Genomic DNA, 14846 nt, shown 5'->3' on the forward strand with positions numbered 1-14846 from the left:
GCCGACTTTAGTGAGCCGGCGAGCTCACTGGCCCATTGCGTGCACACCGCCGTCGACGTGCAGGATCTCGCCGGTGGTGGCGGGGAACCAGTCGGACATCAGCGCGACACACGCCCGGGCCGCGGGCTCCGGGTCGCGCACATCCCAACCGAGCGGGGCGCGCTCGTCCCAGACCTGCTCGAAGGCCTCGAAGCCGGGGATGGACTTGGCGGCCGTGGTGCGGATCGGGCCGGCGGCGACCAGATTGCAGCGGATCTGCTGGGGGCCGAGGTCCCGGGCGAGATAACGGTTGGTCGACTCGAAGGCCGCCTTGGCGACACCCATCCAGTCGTAGACCGGCCAGGCGAATTTGGCATCGAAGGTGAGCCCGACGAGCGCACCTCCGTCGGGCATGAGCGGCAGGGTCGCCGCGGCGAGGGCCTTGAGGGAGTAGGCCGACACCTGCACCGCGGTGGCGACGTCCTCCCAGCTGCCCTCCATGAAGTTGAACGCGCCCGGCGGGGCGAAGCCGATCGAGTGCAGCACGCCGTCGAGACCGTCGAGGTGTTCCTTGAGCCGGTCGGCGAGGGTGGCCAGGTGCTCGGCGTCGGTGACATCGAGCTCGATCACCGGCGCCGGCTGTGGCAGTCGCTTGGCGATCGTGCTGGTGATCTTCATCGTGCGCCCGAACGAGGTCAGCACGACCTGCGCGCCTTCTTCCTGAGCCAGTTTGGCGACGTGGAAGGCGATGGAGGAATCCATCAGCACACCGGTGATCAGCAGCTTCTTGCCCTCGAGCAGTCCCATATCGCGAATCCTTTCAGTGGCCCATGCCGAGGCCGCCGTCAACGGGCAGCACGGCGCCGGAGATGTATGCCGCGTCGTCACTCGCGAGGAATCGCACCGCCGCGGCGACCTCCTCCGGCTGGGCGAAACGCCCGGCGGGGGTGGCCGCGACGAAGGCCTCGCGCTGCGCCTCGGGCAGACCGCGGGTCATGTCGGTGTCGATATAGCCGGGGGTGACCACATTGGCCGTGATGCCGCGGCCGCCGAGTTCGCGGGTGATCGAGCGCGCCATACCGATCAGGCCGGCCTTGGAAGCGGCGTAGTTGACCTGGCCGGGGCCACCGGTGACCGCGACGATGCTCGAGATCAGCACGATCCGGCCGTGGCGCAGGCGAATCATGCCCTTGCTGGCTCGGCGCACGCAGCGGAAGGCACCGGCGAGGTTGGTGTCGATGACCTTGGCGAAGCTCTCGTCCGACATCCGCATCAGCAGCCCGTCGTCGGTGATGCCGGCGTTGGCGACGAGCACCTCGACCGGGCCGCCGAGGGCCTGCTCCGCTTCGTCGAAGGCGGCGTCGACCGAGGCACTGTCGGTGACATCGCAGGCGATGGCGGTGGCGCCCTCGGGACCGCTGCCGTCGCGGGAGGTGATGGCGACCGAATCCCCTGCGGCGACGAAGGATTCGGCGATCGCACGGCCGATGCCGCGGTTGCCTCCGGTGATCAGGACGCGTCGGGGCTGAGTCATGACTCGGACGCTATCGACTACCGCGGGGTAGCCGTAATTCGCCAGCCCGCTCGGCGCCCCGGCAGACCGCCGACGGCCTCATCCACGGGGCGGGAGCGGGCGACCTAAGCTTGAGGGTATGCGCGCCCGGACCCCTGCCCCTGAGGTGCCGTCGGCGACCAATCTTCCGGCCGGTCCCCAGGACGACCAGGCCTCCCGCATGCACAAGTACCTCATCTCCATGTCCATCCGCACGGTGTGTTTCGTGCTCGCGGTGGTGTTCACCGGGTGGCTGCGCTGGGTGTGCGTCGCACTGGCTGTCGTGCTGCCGTATATCGCGGTCGTCATCGCCAATGCGACCAACCAGCGGCGGATCGACGTCCTGGGCGCGGTGCGGCCGGACGAGGCCCGCAAGCAACTGGGCCACAAGTAGCCCAACCTGCCCGGCGCGGTTCAGCCGCCGATGCTGGACATCGGTCGGTCGGGCTGGACGAACTCCGGGGTGCCGATGCCGTGGCCGGCTGCCTTGCGCCACATCGTGGCCCGGATCAGGTCGGCGAGTTCGTCGTCGCTCGCGCCGTCCCGCAGTGGGGTGCGCAGGTCGCCCTCCTCGCGGGCGAACAGGCAGTTGCGCACCTGACCGTCCGCGGTGAGCCGGACCCGGTCGCAGGCACCGCAGAAGGGGGCGGTGACGCTGGCGATGATGCCGACCGTCTCCGGGCCACCGTCGACGTGGAACAGCTCGGCGGGCGCCGAGCCGCGGGCGGGCACCTCGGTGAGCCGGAAGCGCCGGCGCAGGGCCGCCAGCAGATCCTCCCGCGATGCGACCTTGCCCGGCGTCCACTGGTGGCCGGCGTCGAGCGGCATCTGCTCGATGAAGCGCAGGGCATAGCCACGCTCCAGGCACCACTGCAGAAGGTCGGCCGGGTCATCCCCTGGTTGGGCGACGGCGTTGACCTTGACCGGGGCGAGGCCGGCGTCGGCGGCCGCCTTGAGCCCGCGCTCGACATCGTGGAACCGGTCGCGCCGGGTGATCTCGGCGAAGCGCTCCGGCGAGACGGTGTCGAGCGAGACATTGACCCGGTGCAGGCCGGCGTCCTTGAGCGGCTGAGCCAAGCGGTCGAGGCCAATTCCATTGGTGGTCAACGCCATTCGCGGCGCACGCTCAAGCTGACCGACCCGCTGCACGATGCTGACGAGCGATCGGCGCACCAGCGGCTCACCGCCGGTGAAGCGCACCTGGGTGACGCCGAGCCGGGTGAAGATGTCGATGACCCGCACCATCTCGTCATCGGTGAGCAGCTCCGGCTTGGACAGCCAGTCGAGGCCTTCGGCCGGCATGCAATAGGTGCAGCGCAGGTTGCACCGATCGGTCACCGACACGCGCAGATCGGTCGCGACCCGACCGAAGGTGTCGACCAGAGCGGTCGCGGGCGAGGTCCGGTGCATGAACACCAGGGTACGTGCGGGTAGCGTCGCCCACGTGTTCCGGCTGCTGCTCACCCGTCGTTGGTTGGCGTGGTTGGCCGTGGCCGCGGTCTGGGCGACGGCGTGCCTCTTCCTCGGACGCTGGCAGTGGCACCGGTTCGAGAGCCGGCACGCCGCCCAGCAACTCATCCGCACCAACTACGACGCCCCGGCGGTGCCGCTGTCGTCGGTGGTGGCACCGGGCGCTCCCCTCCCGCGGAACACCGTATGGCGGCAGGTGCGGCTCAGCGGGCAGTACGACACCGGCTCCCGTGTGCTGATCCGCAACCGGCCTAACAGTGGTAACTATGGCTACGAACTCGTGGTGCCCTTCGTGCTGACCAACGGTGGCCGAGTGCTGGTGGACCGGGGCTGGCTTCCGAACGGGCCGAACGCGAATGCTCCGGACAAGGTGCCGGCCACCCCGGCCGGTGCCCTCACCGTCGTGGGCTGGGTGCGAGCGGGAGAGCCGTCGCTGCGCAAGCCCGTCGTGCCCGGGCAGGCCGCGTCGATCAACCTTCCGGAGCTGTCCGCCCAGGTCGGCGGATCGGCATACAACGCCTATGTGCTGGTGCGCAGCGAGCGGGCCGCGACGGGTGCGGCGATCGAGCGGGCGACCCTCCTGCCGCCGCCCGACCTCGGGACGTCGGCCTGGATCAACTTCAGCTATGCGCTGCAGTGGTGGCTGGGGATCGTTGCCGGGTTCGGCTTCGTGCTGGCCCGGGCCCGCAGGGAGCACCTGGACGCCACCGGGCGCGCGAAGGCGCCCAAGGAGCGCAAGGTGCGGATCTGGGACGAGGAGGACGCGTGAGCGCGCTCGCCGGCGCCGCCCACCTGCCCTAGGCGGAGTCCGCCTGGGCGAACTGGGTGCGGTAGAGGTCGGCATACAGTCCCCCTCGCGCGAGCAGTTCGGTATGCCGTCCGCTCTCGACGATCCGGCCACCGGCGACCACCAGGATCGTGTCGGCGTTGCGGATGGTCGACAGGCGGTGGGCGATGACGAGGGCGGTGCGGCCCTTGAGGGCGCTGTCGAGGGCGCGCTGGACGGCGATCTCGGACTCGCTGTCGAGGTGGGCGGTGGCCTCGTCGAGGATCAGCACCGAGGGGGCCTTGAGCAACAGTCGGGCGATGGCGAGGCGCTGCTTCTCGCCGCCGGAGAGGCGGTGGCCGCGGTCGCCGACGAGGGTGTCGAGGCCGAGAGGCAGCCGCTCGACGAGTGACCAGACATGCGCGGCGCGCAGGGCTTCTTCGAGTTGCGCGTCGGTGGCGTCGGGGCGGGCGTAGAGCAAATTGGCGCGGATCGTGTCGTGGAACATGTGTGCCTCCTGGGTCACCACCCCGACCTGGTCACGCAGGGACTCGAAGGTGGCGTCGCGCAGGTCGACCCCGCCGATGTGCACGCTGCCCTGGGTCGGGTCGTAGAGCCGGGCGACCAGGCCGGTGATTGTGGTCTTGCCGGCACCGGACGGGCCAACGAGCGCGACCACACTGCCCGGCTCGGCGGTGAAGCTGACATCGTCCAGCACGAGACTGCCGTCGCCCTTGTCCCGGCTGGTGGTCTCCAGGGATTCCAGCGACACCTGGTCGGCGTGCGGGTAGCTGAAGGACACGTGGTCCAGGCGGACGTCGAGCGGACCGCGCGGAAGGGGCACGGCGTCCGGCTTCTCGGCGACGAGCGGGCGCAGGTCGAGGATCTCGAAGACGCGCTCGAAGCTGACCAGGGCGGTCATGACGTCGACGCGCACATTCGACAGTTGGGTCAGGGGCAGATAGAGCCGGCCGAGCAGGGCGGCGAGGGCCAGCAGGGTGCCGACCGTGAGCTGCCCGTTGATCGCCATGACACCGCCGACGCCGTAGATGAGCGCGGTCGCAAGGGAGGCGAGCAGCGTCAGGCCGACGAGGAAGATGGAGCGCTGCACCGCGATGCTCACGCCGAGGTCGCGCACCTTGGCGGCGCGCTCGGCATACTCCTGGTCCTCTTGGGCGGGGCGGCCGAAGAGCTTCACCAGCAGCGCGCCGGCGACGTTGAACCGCTCGGTCATGCGGGCGCCGAGATCGGCGTTCTCGACCATCTGGCCGCGGGTCAGGCCGGCGAGGCGGCGGCCGATGATGCGCGTGGGGATGAGGAAGAGGGGCACGAGGATCAGCGCGCCGAGGGTCAGCTGCCAGGAGAGGGTCGCCATCGCGACGACGATCACGAGCAGTCCGACAGCGTTGGAGACGACATTGGACATGACCGAGGTGAAGGCCTGTTGCGCACCGATCACGTCGGAGTTGAGCCGGGTGACGAGCGCACCGGTCTGTGCGCGGGTGAAGAACGCGATGGGCTGACGCAGCACGTGGCTGAACACCTCGCGGCGCAGGTCGTAGATCAGGCCTTCGCCGAGGGTGGCCGAGAGCCAGCGCTCCCCCACGCTGAACGCTGCGTCCACGATCGCGACAACGCCGGCGAGTATGCCGAGTTGGATCACCAGGCCGGTGTTGTGCTGCTGGACGCCGTCGTCGACGATCGCCTTGAGGATCAACGGGGTGGCGACGACGAGGAGTGCGTCGAGCACCACGAGGACGAGGAAGATGGCCAGCTGGCGCTTGTAGGGGCCGGCGTAGCCGAGGACGCGCTTGGTGGTGCCGGGCTTGAGCTTGGTGTTCTTCACTGACGAGTCCTGCGTCAGCGAACGCATCGCCATCCAGCCCATCGTCACTGTGGGTGCACCTTCCGGTTGTGTGAATGCTGCGTTGTCGTGCTCGACGCAGCCGGCAGCGTCGCCGCGCTCGCTACGTTGTCGTGCTCGCCGCGACGTCGTGCTCGACGCAGCTCGCAACGTCGTCGTGCTCGACGCAGCAAGCATGCTGGTCTCGTCGTCGTTGTCCGGGCTGCGAGCACTTTGCCCGTGGGGGTGAAGCCTGCACGCCGGAACCGACAACAGTGGCGGCCCTCCGGGCATTCCGCGCCGATCTCGGTCAGGCAGTGATGCGGGCCGGCTGTGATGCGTTCTCGGTGCGCCGGCCGAGGGCGGCGCTCGTCAGGTCGAAGGGCCCGTCGGGCGTGGTCACATAGGTGCGTCCGAGGGGACTGGTCCAGGTGCAGACGCCCGTATCGGTCATCGTGACTCGCCAGGAAGTGTCGGTCTTCAGCCGGTGGTGGTGCCGGCACAGCGATTGCAGGTTCGTGGGCGTCGTGGGTCCACCCCGTTGCCAGGGGATGACGTGGTCGAGGTCGCAGGATCGCGCGGGAGCAAGGCAGCCGGGGAACCGGCAGTGCCCGTCGCGGGTGCGCACGAATTCGGCCATCGTGCCGCTCGGCCGGTAGACGGTGGTCGTCGTGGAGAGCACCACCCCGGTGCGGGCGTCGACCAGGGCACGCCCGATCCGGGTGTCGACGTTCCGCATCAGCTGTCTCACGATGTGCGCAGGGATCACCCCGACTCCAGGGATCACGCCGTCGATGTCGGCCTCCGTGGTGCCGCAGGTATGCCGCTGACCTGACGTTTCGTCATCGTCCGGGGGTGGCTCGGGCCACAGGTCGGGCACGGCCTCGAACCACTGCTGACTTTCCCGGTCGAGGTGAGCCAGCCAGTCGTCCCAGGACATGCCCGGTGGTGGCGCGCCATCGTCATGACCATCGCCCTCGTGGCTTTCGGCATACGCGGACTGTCGCTGCAGGGCCTCGTGTTCGGGGGTGCCTTCGGTGTTCGCCCGCTCCCACCATCGATCGAAGGCCGCCGCCCAATCCGCTTCTGCCGCAGCGTCATTCCGGTCGAACGGCGAGTCACTGTCTTCCGGGTCGAACGGCCAGTCCTCGGGCTCGTCTGGCGTTGGCTCAGGCACCACCCCGGTTGGGCACGCGCTCTCGGCCCGGCGGCCTCCCCCGCCGGTGGGCTGAGCGTGCCGGCAGCTTTCGGCATTCGCCGCATCGGTCTGCTCACTGTCGGTCTGGTCGCCGTCGTCTGCGAGGCCTTCGACCGGGACGTGCACGATGAAGTGCGCATTGATGCGGGAGTTGCCGGTCGCGAGGTCGATGAGTGCGTCGACTCGGCATTCGGAGAGCGTCTTGCCGGTGGTGTTGGCGCGGTGGAGCTCGCGGGCGTGGGATTCGAGCGCCGTCTCCAGGCGGGCTGCGTCCTCGGCTCGCATGGTCGCGTGGAGATCGGACAGACCGCGCTCCCGACCAGGCTCGAACCAGAGCCCCAGCCGCTCTCGGATCGTGCGTTCTTGCGCCTTCTTGGCTGCATCCGCTTCGAACCGTTCAACGAGGGACCGTGCCGCGCGCTGGGCTCGTCGGGGCGTCCACTGGCAGACGCCTCGCTCCATCAGCGCGTCTTCGACCCGGCGGCAGGTGTCGGGGCTGGCGTTGCACAGCTCGTCGGCGATCGCGGTGACCCGCCAGATGTCAATGGCGCCCTCTCCTGCGGCCGCCAGCAGCCGGGGTGTCTTGGTGACCACCGCGGCAGCATCTTGGACGCGGTTGCCTGCGGTGCGGGCCGTCCAGTGCATGATCGGCGCAAGCTCGTCGGCGGCGAATTCCTCGACGTGGCCGAGGCTGTGCTCGGTCTCGCGGACCTCACCGGTCTCGGGGTCTTCGTCGGCGACCACGGCGGCGAACCTGGCGAGAGCGATTTGCTGGGCAGCGCCGGCAGCGTTGGCGACTTGCTGAGTAGTGAGCACGAGTTCGGCATACGTCTCACGCAGCGAATTAGACGGCTCGCCCGCGACGTGACCCCCGCGGAGGGCGTCGAAACAATCACCGAGCAGCAACTGGCAGGCGGCGAGGCGAGCGCTCAGACCCTCGGCACCGGTGGCTGCTCGCGCACTGGCCAGCACCTCGGCGGCGAAGGCATCTCCGGTCGCCGAAGCCTCGAAGGCAGCCCGCGCCGACTCCCGGGGGGAGGGTGTCGGCGGAGCACTCTTGAAGGCCATAACTGAACTCTAGAACCAACCACCGACAGCCTCCTGACCTGCGCAAATGCGCCCCCGCGCCGCCCGGCGACTACTGGTTGACGAGTTCGTTGCGACTGGTGAGGACCTGCAGTTGCTGGGCCGGTCCGACGATGTTCACCGTGCCGGGGATGTCGGTCCAGGGGCCGCCATCGACCGAATACTGACCGCCATAGGTCGTGGTTACCCGCACGCTGACCGTGCCCTTCGCCGTGTAAGCGTGCGTGACGTCACCGGTTGGGTATGGACCGCCGACCGATTTCGTCGGGCCGTATGACGTGCCGTCACCGAAATCGAACACATTCGCCTTGAACGTCGGCTTGATGCGGACCTGGCGACCGAGGAGGGTAACCGAGCGGACTTCGTCCGGTTGATATCCGGTAACCGAAAAGGCCTGCTGGAAATAGGTCGGCAGCGTGATCAGCGTTCGGCCATTCGGTGGTTGAATCACCAACGTTGGTTTCGCGAACGGCGTGCGCGTCCACTGCGCCTTGATCATCGACAGCGTCAGTTGCGGCTTCCCGGTGTTGTTGGGTACCAGCGTCGGCCAGCAGGTTCTATTCACGAAGTCCCATGATTCGTCGGGCGGTCCCACGCCCGTAGCGGGGTCGGTCAACCGCCGATAGATTCGCGAATACGGCCCTTCGGCATTCGGCACACTCGCGCATCGCGTATAGGCTTGAGTGCATCCGTTGTCATTACCGCCTGCACCGGGTGCGTTGCCCGGGCATTCCAGAACAGTCTGATACTCGTATGGTGCGGTCACTCGCACCGGCTTCCCACCGCGGTTGATCGTCCCCGAGCCCTTCGGCGGGAGGGCGCGGGTCTGCGCCTCACTCAAGCCGACATAGACACCACCGCCGCCGAAGCCGCAACGATTGACCCCGCACAAGTTTGGTAATCCTGGAGATGCAATTGCCTGCGGGCTAGCAATAATGGCGACCGCAAGTGAAGCGCCCATCGCGGCCACCCGCGTCCTCACCGGCGCCTCCTTGACTCGTCCACCTGAATCTCTCCGACGCGCCAGCCTGCAGGAGTCCAACTCAGAAAGAACACTAGACCGAGGTTCTCCTGCAGTGGATAGGAGGTCAAAACGGCACCGGTTGTATCCACGACGCTAATGGCGTTCTGATCGAGCCATGCTTCCCACACATTTGGGTCCTTCTCGGGCGTCTGTGCGATCTCATGAAGCGTCAGCGCTGGCCCGCTGTTGCGTGCGCTTCTAGCTACCAGCTCCTTCACATTGCCCGCGTAGTTTGCGCAGCTTTTGCAGGTACTCTTCGCCAACGGCTCAAGTTTGCCGGTCTCTGGCTTGCTCCCAGTTGAGTTGATCAATGCTAGGTAATACCCCACGAACGCCTTTGCGCCGGCATCGGTGTGCTGACGTGCCGGCTCAGGTACCCCAGGAGCCCCCGCCGCAGTGTTCGACGACGTGGGAGCACTCGAACTACTCGCCGTGCTCGTCGGACTGGCCGTCGATGAACTCGAGGACGAGTTCGTCGACGTTGCCGAACTCGGAGGGGGCGGGCTCGATGTCGACCCCTTCGCCCCGCCGGAACACCCCGACAGGGCGAGCGCGAACGTCAACGCGACAGCCACCGCGCCATACCTCTCTCGCGTGGCCTTCCTTGCACCCATCGATGACCTCCTCCAGCCCGCGCCGTGACGGAACGCCGGCCCTCCTCGGGTGAACGTCCCTCGATAGTGCCCACTTCGCACCCAAATGTCCTTGGCCACCAGAAATCTGTGAGTAAGGACTTGGTCAAGACCGGAGTTATCCACAAGTGGTGGTGTCACGGATGTCCCGCAGGTCACATCTGTTACGGCTACGAGCGAAGACACCTCGGCGGGGCCACCGTCGTCGTCCTTGAGCCGAACTGAGCGGAACTGAGCCGAGCCCGTATGCCGAGCCGCCTCGCCGCGCGCTCGCGCGGCGATAACCACCCGCTCGCGCGGCGGCGACGGCCCGAGCAGCGACGAGGAGGCAAAGCGTCAGGCGAGGGTGACCAGGTCCAGGTAGTCCGGACCCCATAGGTCTTCAACCCCGTCCGGCAGCAGCAGCACCCGTTCCGGTTCGAGCGCCTGCACCGCACCCTCGTCGTGGGTGACGAGGACGACGGCCCCGGCATACGCCCGGAGGGCACCGAGGATCTCTTCGCGCGAGGCCGGGTCGAGGTTGTTGGTCGGCTCGTCGAGCAACAGCACGTTCGCCGCGGACACGACCAGCAGCGCGAGCGAGAGCCGGGTCTTCTCACCACCGGACAGCACCCGCGCCGGCTTCTCCACGTCGTCGCCGCTGAACAGGAACGAGCCGAGCACCTTGCGCACCTCGGTCTCCCCCAGATCCGGCGCCGCGGACTTCATGTTGTCCAGCACTGATCGCTCAAGGTCGAGGTTCTCGTGCTCCTGCGCGTAGTAACCGAGCTTGAGCCCGTGCCCCGGCTCGACCGCACCGGTGTCGGGAGTGTCGAGCCCGGACAGCAGCCGCAACAGCGTGGTCTTACCCGCACCGTTGAGCCCCAGCACGACGACCTTCGAGCCGCGATCGATCGCCAGATCCACATCGGTGAAGATCTCCAACGACCCATACGACCGCGACAGTCCGGTGGCCCGCAAGGGCGTCTTGCCCGAGGGTGCGGGCGTCGGGAACCGCAGCTTGGCCACCCGATCGTGCTGCCGCTCCCCCTCGACGCCAGCGAGCAACCGCTCGGCGCGACGCGCCATGTTCTGCGCGGCGGTGGCCTTGGTCGCCTTCGCGCGCATCTTGTCGGCCTGCGCGAGCAGCGCGGACGCCTTCTTCTGCGCATTCGCGAGCTCACGCCGTCGCCGCCGCTCATCGGTCTCGCGCTGCGCCAGATAGGCCTTCCACCCCACGTTGTAGATGTCGAGTTCGGACCGGTTGGCGTCCAGGTGGAACACCCGCGTCACCACCGTCTCGAGCATCTCCACGTCGTGGCTGATGATGATCAGCCCACCCTTGTAGGCCTTGAGGTAATCGCGCAACCACAGGATCGAGTCGGCGTCCAGGTGGTTGGTCGGCTCGTCCAGCAGCAGCGTCTCGGCCCCGGAGAAGAGGATCCGCGCCAGCTCCACCCGCCGTCGCTGCCCGCCGGACAAGGTCTGCAGCGGCTGGTCAAGGATGCGCTCGGGCAAGCCGAGCGAGGACGCGATGGAGGCGGCCTCGGACTCGGCGGCATACCCGCCCTGCGCGGTGAACTCCGCGTCCAGCCGCGTGTACCGCTTCATCGCCTTATCCCGTATGCCGTCCTGCTCGCTGCCCATCTCCGCCTCGGCTTCGCGCAGTTGCCGCAGCACCGTGTCCAGGCCGCGGGCCGACAGGATGCGATGGCGCGCCAGCATCGTGAGGTCACCGGTGCGCGGGTCCTGCGGCAGGTAACCGACCTCGCCCGAGGTCGTCACCGTGCCCGCGGCGGGCAGCGCCTGACCGGCCAGCACCTTGGTGAGCGTGGTCTTGCCGGCGCCATTGCGGCCCACCAGTCCGACCCGGTCCCCGGGTGCCACCCGGAAGCTCGCACCCTCCAGCAGCAGCCGCGAGCCCGCGCGCAGTTCAATCGCCTGGGCGGTGATCATTGCTCGCGCACTCCTCGTCGGTCGGCCGTCCAGGCCAGGGTGGATGGTTCGAATCGTGACCAGCCACTGCGGGCATCAACGGCACAGCACCGGTCCAGCGGGCTAGTCTACGGGTCGGCAGTGGCGCGGGGCTCCCCCATTTCCCGCACCCCGACGCAAGGGCGGAGGACCCCGTGACGTTCAACGACAACGCTCAACTCGACACCTCACAGGTGCAGAGCGGTGGCGGTTCCGGCGGTGGCGGGATGGCCCCTGGCGGCATCGCCGTCGGTGGCGGCATCGGCGGCCTGATCCTGATGATCTTGATGGTGCTCTTCGGTGGCAACCTCACCGGGAGCGATCCCAACAGCGGCGGCAGCGGGTTGCCCTATGACCCCAACGACACCTCCCAGATCGACAGTGGCAACGCCGGCGCTGCCGGTGGTTCGGACCCGGTGCAGCAGGCCATCGACCAGTGCAAGACCGGCGCCGACGCCAACAAGGACGACACCTGCCGCGTGGTCGGCACCGTCAACTCGGTGCAGTACTACTGGGCCCAGTACCTGCCCAAATACGGCAAGCAGTACACCAAGGCTCCGACGGTGATGTTCCGCGGCAGCACGTCTTCCGGCTGCGGCACCGCCAGCTCCGCGATGGGCCCGTTCTACTGCCCGCTCGACAAGAAGGTCTACCTCGACACCGGGTTCTTCGGCGAACTCACCAGCAAGTACGGCGCGAATGGCGGCCCGCTCGCCCAGGAATACGTCCTGGCCCACGAATACGGTCACCACGTCCAGGACATCCTCGGTCTGCTCGGCCGGGCTCAGCAGGACCAGCAAGGCGCCGACTCCGCCTCGGTGCGCACCGAGCTGCAGGCCGACTGCTTCGCCGGCATGTGGGTGAAGGACGCCACCACCACCAAGGACGCCAACGGCAACACGCTGCTCAAGTCGGTCACCCAGCAGGACATCACCGACGCCCTCTCGGCGGCTGCCGCGGTCGGCGACGACCGCATCCAGCAGAAGGCGCAGGGCCGCGTCACCCCGGAGACCTGGACGCACGGCTCGGCCAAGGCCCGTCAGTACTGGTTCACCCAGGGTTACACGACCGGCGACATCAACAAATGCAACACCTTCGACGCCACTGACCTGAACCAATAAAGCGCGTTCAGCCGGTATGACGGCGGGCGGCCCCAGCGGGGTCGCCCGCCGTTTCCGTGTCGCCGACGTGACCTTTCTCGCCTCCGAATGATTTGAGAACTAACCATTGCTTTGGCAAGGTAGACCCTTGGGCCTCGAGTTGGACGCTCGTTCAAGAGCCGTCCTGGCCGGGGCGTCCGTCATCCTCAATATGGAAGCGAGGCGACAACGTGTCGACCACGAGCACTTCCCGCTCGACCGACCAACCCGATCGCAACAGCGCCCACCAACTGCTGGAGGGGCTGCACTCGGCTCCTGAGCCGAAGCACCCGCCGAAGTTCGGCATGGACAAGGTCCTATTCGCCGTCACCGGCATCATCGCGATCGCGTTCGTGGTGTGGGGTCTGGTGTCACCCGCCGGGCTCGGCACCGTGTCCGGCGATACGCTGAGCTGGACGATGCGCTCGGCGGACTGGCTGTTCGTGCTGCTGGCGTCGGTCTTCGTGGTCTTCGCCATCTGGCTGGCCGCCAGCCGATTCGGGTCCATCCCGCTCGGTGGCGACAACGAGAAGCCGGAGTTCTCCACGATCTCGTGGGTCGCGATGATGTTCAGCGCCGGCATGGGCATCGGCCTGATGTTCTATGGCGTCTCCGAGCCGCTCACCGACTTCGTCTCCCCCGTGCCGGACAGCGGCGTCACCCCGCAGAGCCGGGAGGCCATGCGCGAGGCGATGGCCACCACGCTGTTCCACTGGACGCTGCACCCCTGGGCGATCTATGCCGTCGTCGGCATCGCGATCGCCTACGGCACCTTCCGCAAGGGCCGCACCCAGCTGATCTCCTCGGCCTTCCGCTCGTTGCTCGGCCGGCGCGTCGACGGTCCGATCGGCAAGGTCATCGATGGTCTGGCGATCTTCGCCACGCTGTTCGGCTCATCGGCCTCCCTCGGCCTCGGTGCCTTGCAGATCTCGGCCGGTATGCAGTCGGTCGGCTGGGTCGACAAGATCAGCAGCTTCGGTCTGGTCGCGATCATCGTGGTGCTGACGATCTGCTTCATCCTGTCCGCCGTGTCCGGTGTCGCCCGCGGCATCCAGTGGCTGTCCAACATCAACATGGTGCTGGCCTTGGTGCTCGCGCTGTTCGTCTTCCTCGTCGGACCGAGCGTGTTCATCCTGGACATGGTCCCGACCGCCCTCGGCACGTATGCCGCTGACCTGCCCGAGATGGCCTCGCGCACCCAGGCCTCCGGGGACGCCGCACTCGCGAAGTGGCTGTCGACCTGGACGGTCTTTTACTGGGCCTGGTGGATCAGCTGGACGCCCTTCGTCGGCATGTTCATCGCGCGCATCAGCCGCGGCCGCACCATCCGCCAGTTCGTGACCGGCGTGCTGCTCGTGCCGAGCGTGGTGTCGCTGCTGTGGTTCGCCATCTTCGGTGGCGCGGCCATCAACCAGCAGATGAGCACCAAGGACCTGGTTGGCAAGGACGGCGCGGTCGACGCCAACGCCGCGCTCTTCCAGCTGCTCGGCCACTACCCGCTGGCGACGATCTCGACCTTCGTGGTGATGTTCCTAGTGGCGATCTTCTTCGTCTCCGGTGCGGACGCCGCCTCGATCGTCATGGGCACGCTCTCCGAGCGGGGCACCATCGAGCCGACCCGTAAGACGGTGATCTTCTGGGGTGTGCTCACCGGTGCGGTCGCCGCGGTCATGCTGATCGTCGGTCTGCACGAAGGCGACCCAGCCGCGGCCCTCACCTCGCTGCAGAACATCACCATCGTCTCGGCCCTGCCGTTCGTCATCGTGATGGCGTTGATGTGCTGGGCCCTGGTGAAGGATCTGCGCGAGGACCCGATGATGCGTCGCGCCGAACTCGGTCAGCAGCTGGTCGAGCAGGCCGTCATCGACGGCGTCACCGAGCACGGTCACGACGAACTCGTCCTCGTCATCGAGGAGAACGAGTCGCGCACTGAGCACATCGGTGGCACCGAGGCGACGGTCAGCCGGGCCCGGGTCGTCGACGCCCGCCCGAAGCAGGACGCCGACACCCGCTCGCAGCACGGCGCCGACACCCGCTGAACCAGGACACCCGACACCCGCTGAACCAGGACACCCGACACCCGCTGAACCCATCGGGTATGCCGCGACGCGCCGAGGAGACACGTTCTCCTCGGCGCGTCGTGTGTCACCCCGCCCCGCGAAACGTCAGTAATGCCTCGCGAAGCGTCACTAAATCCCCGCGAA

Annotated in this window: 12 protein-coding genes and 1 pseudogene; 5 read left to right on the plus strand and 8 right to left on the minus strand. The window is 67.9% G+C overall.

Annotated features, from left to right (window positions below; genetic code table 11):
* Positions 1 to 24 precede the first annotated feature (24 nt).
* Both fabI and fabG read right to left on the minus strand, forming a co-directional pair.
* Positions 25 to 786: an enoyl-ACP reductase FabI gene (gene fabI, locus G9U51_RS03650; RefSeq protein ID WP_166193312.1), complete on the minus strand. Its 762-nt coding sequence runs from the start codon at positions 784 to 786 to the stop codon at positions 25 to 27.
* A 13-nt stretch (positions 787 to 799) separates the two neighbouring features.
* The gene (gene fabG, locus G9U51_RS03655) at positions 800 to 1513 is read right to left on the minus strand and encodes a 3-oxoacyl-ACP reductase FabG (protein WP_166193315.1); all 714 of its coding nucleotides are present in this window, start codon (positions 1511 to 1513) and stop codon (positions 800 to 802) included.
* Positions 1514 to 1631: 118 nt separating this feature from the next.
* Between fabG and G9U51_RS03660 the strand changes: the two genes are divergently transcribed.
* Entirely contained in the window at positions 1632 to 1925 is a 294-nt protein-coding gene (locus G9U51_RS03660; RefSeq protein WP_166193318.1) for a DUF3099 domain-containing protein, read from the plus strand.
* 20 nt (positions 1926 to 1945) lie between these two features.
* Here G9U51_RS03660 and moaA read toward each other — a convergent pair whose 3' ends face one another.
* On the minus strand, positions 1946 to 2941 hold the full coding sequence (moaA, locus tag G9U51_RS03665; protein WP_166193321.1) for a GTP 3',8-cyclase MoaA: 996 nt from the start codon (positions 2939 to 2941) through the stop codon (positions 1946 to 1948).
* Positions 2942 to 2975: 34 nt separating this feature from the next.
* Here moaA and G9U51_RS03670 point away from each other — a divergent pair, with 34 nt between their 5' ends.
* Positions 2976 to 3770, plus strand: coding sequence for an SURF1 family cytochrome oxidase biogenesis protein (locus tag G9U51_RS03670; RefSeq protein ID WP_166193324.1), 795 nt, complete (start codon positions 2976 to 2978; stop codon positions 3768 to 3770).
* Between the two features lie 28 nt (positions 3771 to 3798).
* Here the strand turns inward: G9U51_RS03670 and G9U51_RS03675 are convergent, their stop codons facing one another.
* From G9U51_RS03675 to G9U51_RS17970, 4 genes and pseudogenes are all read right to left on the minus strand, one after another.
* Complete coding sequence (locus tag G9U51_RS03675) at positions 3799 to 5655, minus strand: ABC transporter ATP-binding protein (RefSeq protein WP_166193869.1); 1857 nt, start codon at positions 5653 to 5655, stop codon at positions 3799 to 3801.
* Between the two features lie 265 nt (positions 5656 to 5920).
* Positions 5921 to 7876 carry an HNH endonuclease signature motif containing protein gene (locus G9U51_RS03680; protein ID WP_166193327.1) on the minus strand — a complete coding sequence of 652 codons (1956 nt, stop codon included), beginning with the start codon at positions 7874 to 7876 and terminating at the stop codon, positions 5921 to 5923.
* A 70-nt stretch (positions 7877 to 7946) separates the two neighbouring features.
* Positions 7947 to 8876, minus strand: coding sequence for a hypothetical protein (locus tag G9U51_RS03685; RefSeq protein ID WP_166193330.1), 930 nt, complete (start codon positions 8874 to 8876; stop codon positions 7947 to 7949).
* Positions 8873 to 9292, minus strand: a pseudogene (locus G9U51_RS17970) (DUF6318 family protein); the annotation flags it as partial. The pseudogene G9U51_RS17970 and the gene G9U51_RS03685, both read right to left, overlap by 4 nt.
* Before the next feature lie 22 nt (positions 9293 to 9314).
* Between G9U51_RS17970 and G9U51_RS03690 the strand changes: the two are divergent.
* Positions 9315 to 9560, plus strand: a complete 246-nt coding sequence (locus G9U51_RS03690) for a hypothetical protein (protein WP_166193333.1) — start codon at positions 9315 to 9317, stop codon at positions 9558 to 9560.
* A gap of 326 nt (positions 9561 to 9886) precedes the next feature.
* On the opposite strand, the gene abc-f is transcribed toward G9U51_RS03690, so the two are convergent.
* Positions 9887 to 11485: a ribosomal protection-like ABC-F family protein gene (gene abc-f / locus G9U51_RS03695; protein ID WP_166193336.1), complete on the minus strand. Its 1599-nt coding sequence runs from the start codon at positions 11483 to 11485 to the stop codon at positions 9887 to 9889.
* A 173-nt stretch (positions 11486 to 11658) separates the two neighbouring features.
* Between abc-f and ypfJ the strand changes: the two genes are divergently transcribed.
* Together ypfJ and G9U51_RS03705 are read left to right on the plus strand one after the other, a co-directional pair.
* Positions 11659 to 12624 carry a KPN_02809 family neutral zinc metallopeptidase gene (ypfJ, locus tag G9U51_RS03700; protein ID WP_166193339.1) on the plus strand — a complete coding sequence of 322 codons (966 nt, stop codon included), beginning with the start codon at positions 11659 to 11661 and terminating at the stop codon, positions 12622 to 12624.
* A gap of 323 nt (positions 12625 to 12947) precedes the next feature.
* Positions 12948 to 14681 (plus strand): BCCT family transporter, encoded by a 1734-nt coding sequence (locus G9U51_RS03705; protein ID WP_166193872.1) that lies wholly within the window; start codon positions 12948 to 12950, stop codon positions 14679 to 14681.
* Positions 14682 to 14846: the final 165 nt, after the last annotated feature.

The sequence above is a fragment of the Metallococcus carri genome, assembly GCF_011440275.1.
Classification (GTDB): Bacteria; Actinomycetota; Actinomycetes; order Actinomycetales; family Dermatophilaceae; genus Metallococcus; species Metallococcus carri.

Excerpts from the sequence above, each read along its gene's own strand:
- G9U51_RS03660 (WP_166193318.1), top strand. The coding sequence starts at position 1,632 with ATGCGCGCCCGGACCCCTGCCCCTGAGGTGCCGTCGGCGACCAATCTT.
- abc-f (WP_166193336.1), bottom strand. The coding sequence starts at position 11,485 with ATGATCACCGCCCAGGCGATTGAACTGCGCGCGGGCTCGCGGCTGCTG.
- G9U51_RS03705 (WP_166193872.1), top strand. The coding sequence starts at position 12,948 with ATGGACAAGGTCCTATTCGCCGTCACCGGCATCATCGCGATCGCGTTC.
- fabI (WP_166193312.1), bottom strand. The coding sequence starts at position 786 with ATGGGACTGCTCGAGGGCAAGAAGCTGCTGATCACCGGTGTGCTGATG.
- fabG (WP_166193315.1), bottom strand. The coding sequence starts at position 1,513 with ATGACTCAGCCCCGACGCGTCCTGATCACCGGAGGCAACCGCGGCATC.
- G9U51_RS03680 (WP_166193327.1), bottom strand. The coding sequence starts at position 7,876 with ATGGCCTTCAAGAGTGCTCCGCCGACACCCTCCCCCCGGGAGTCGGCG.
- G9U51_RS03675 (WP_166193869.1), bottom strand. The coding sequence starts at position 5,655 with ATGGGCTGGATGGCGATGCGTTCGCTGACGCAGGACTCGTCAGTGAAG.
- moaA (WP_166193321.1), bottom strand. The coding sequence starts at position 2,941 with ATGCACCGGACCTCGCCCGCGACCGCTCTGGTCGACACCTTCGGTCGG.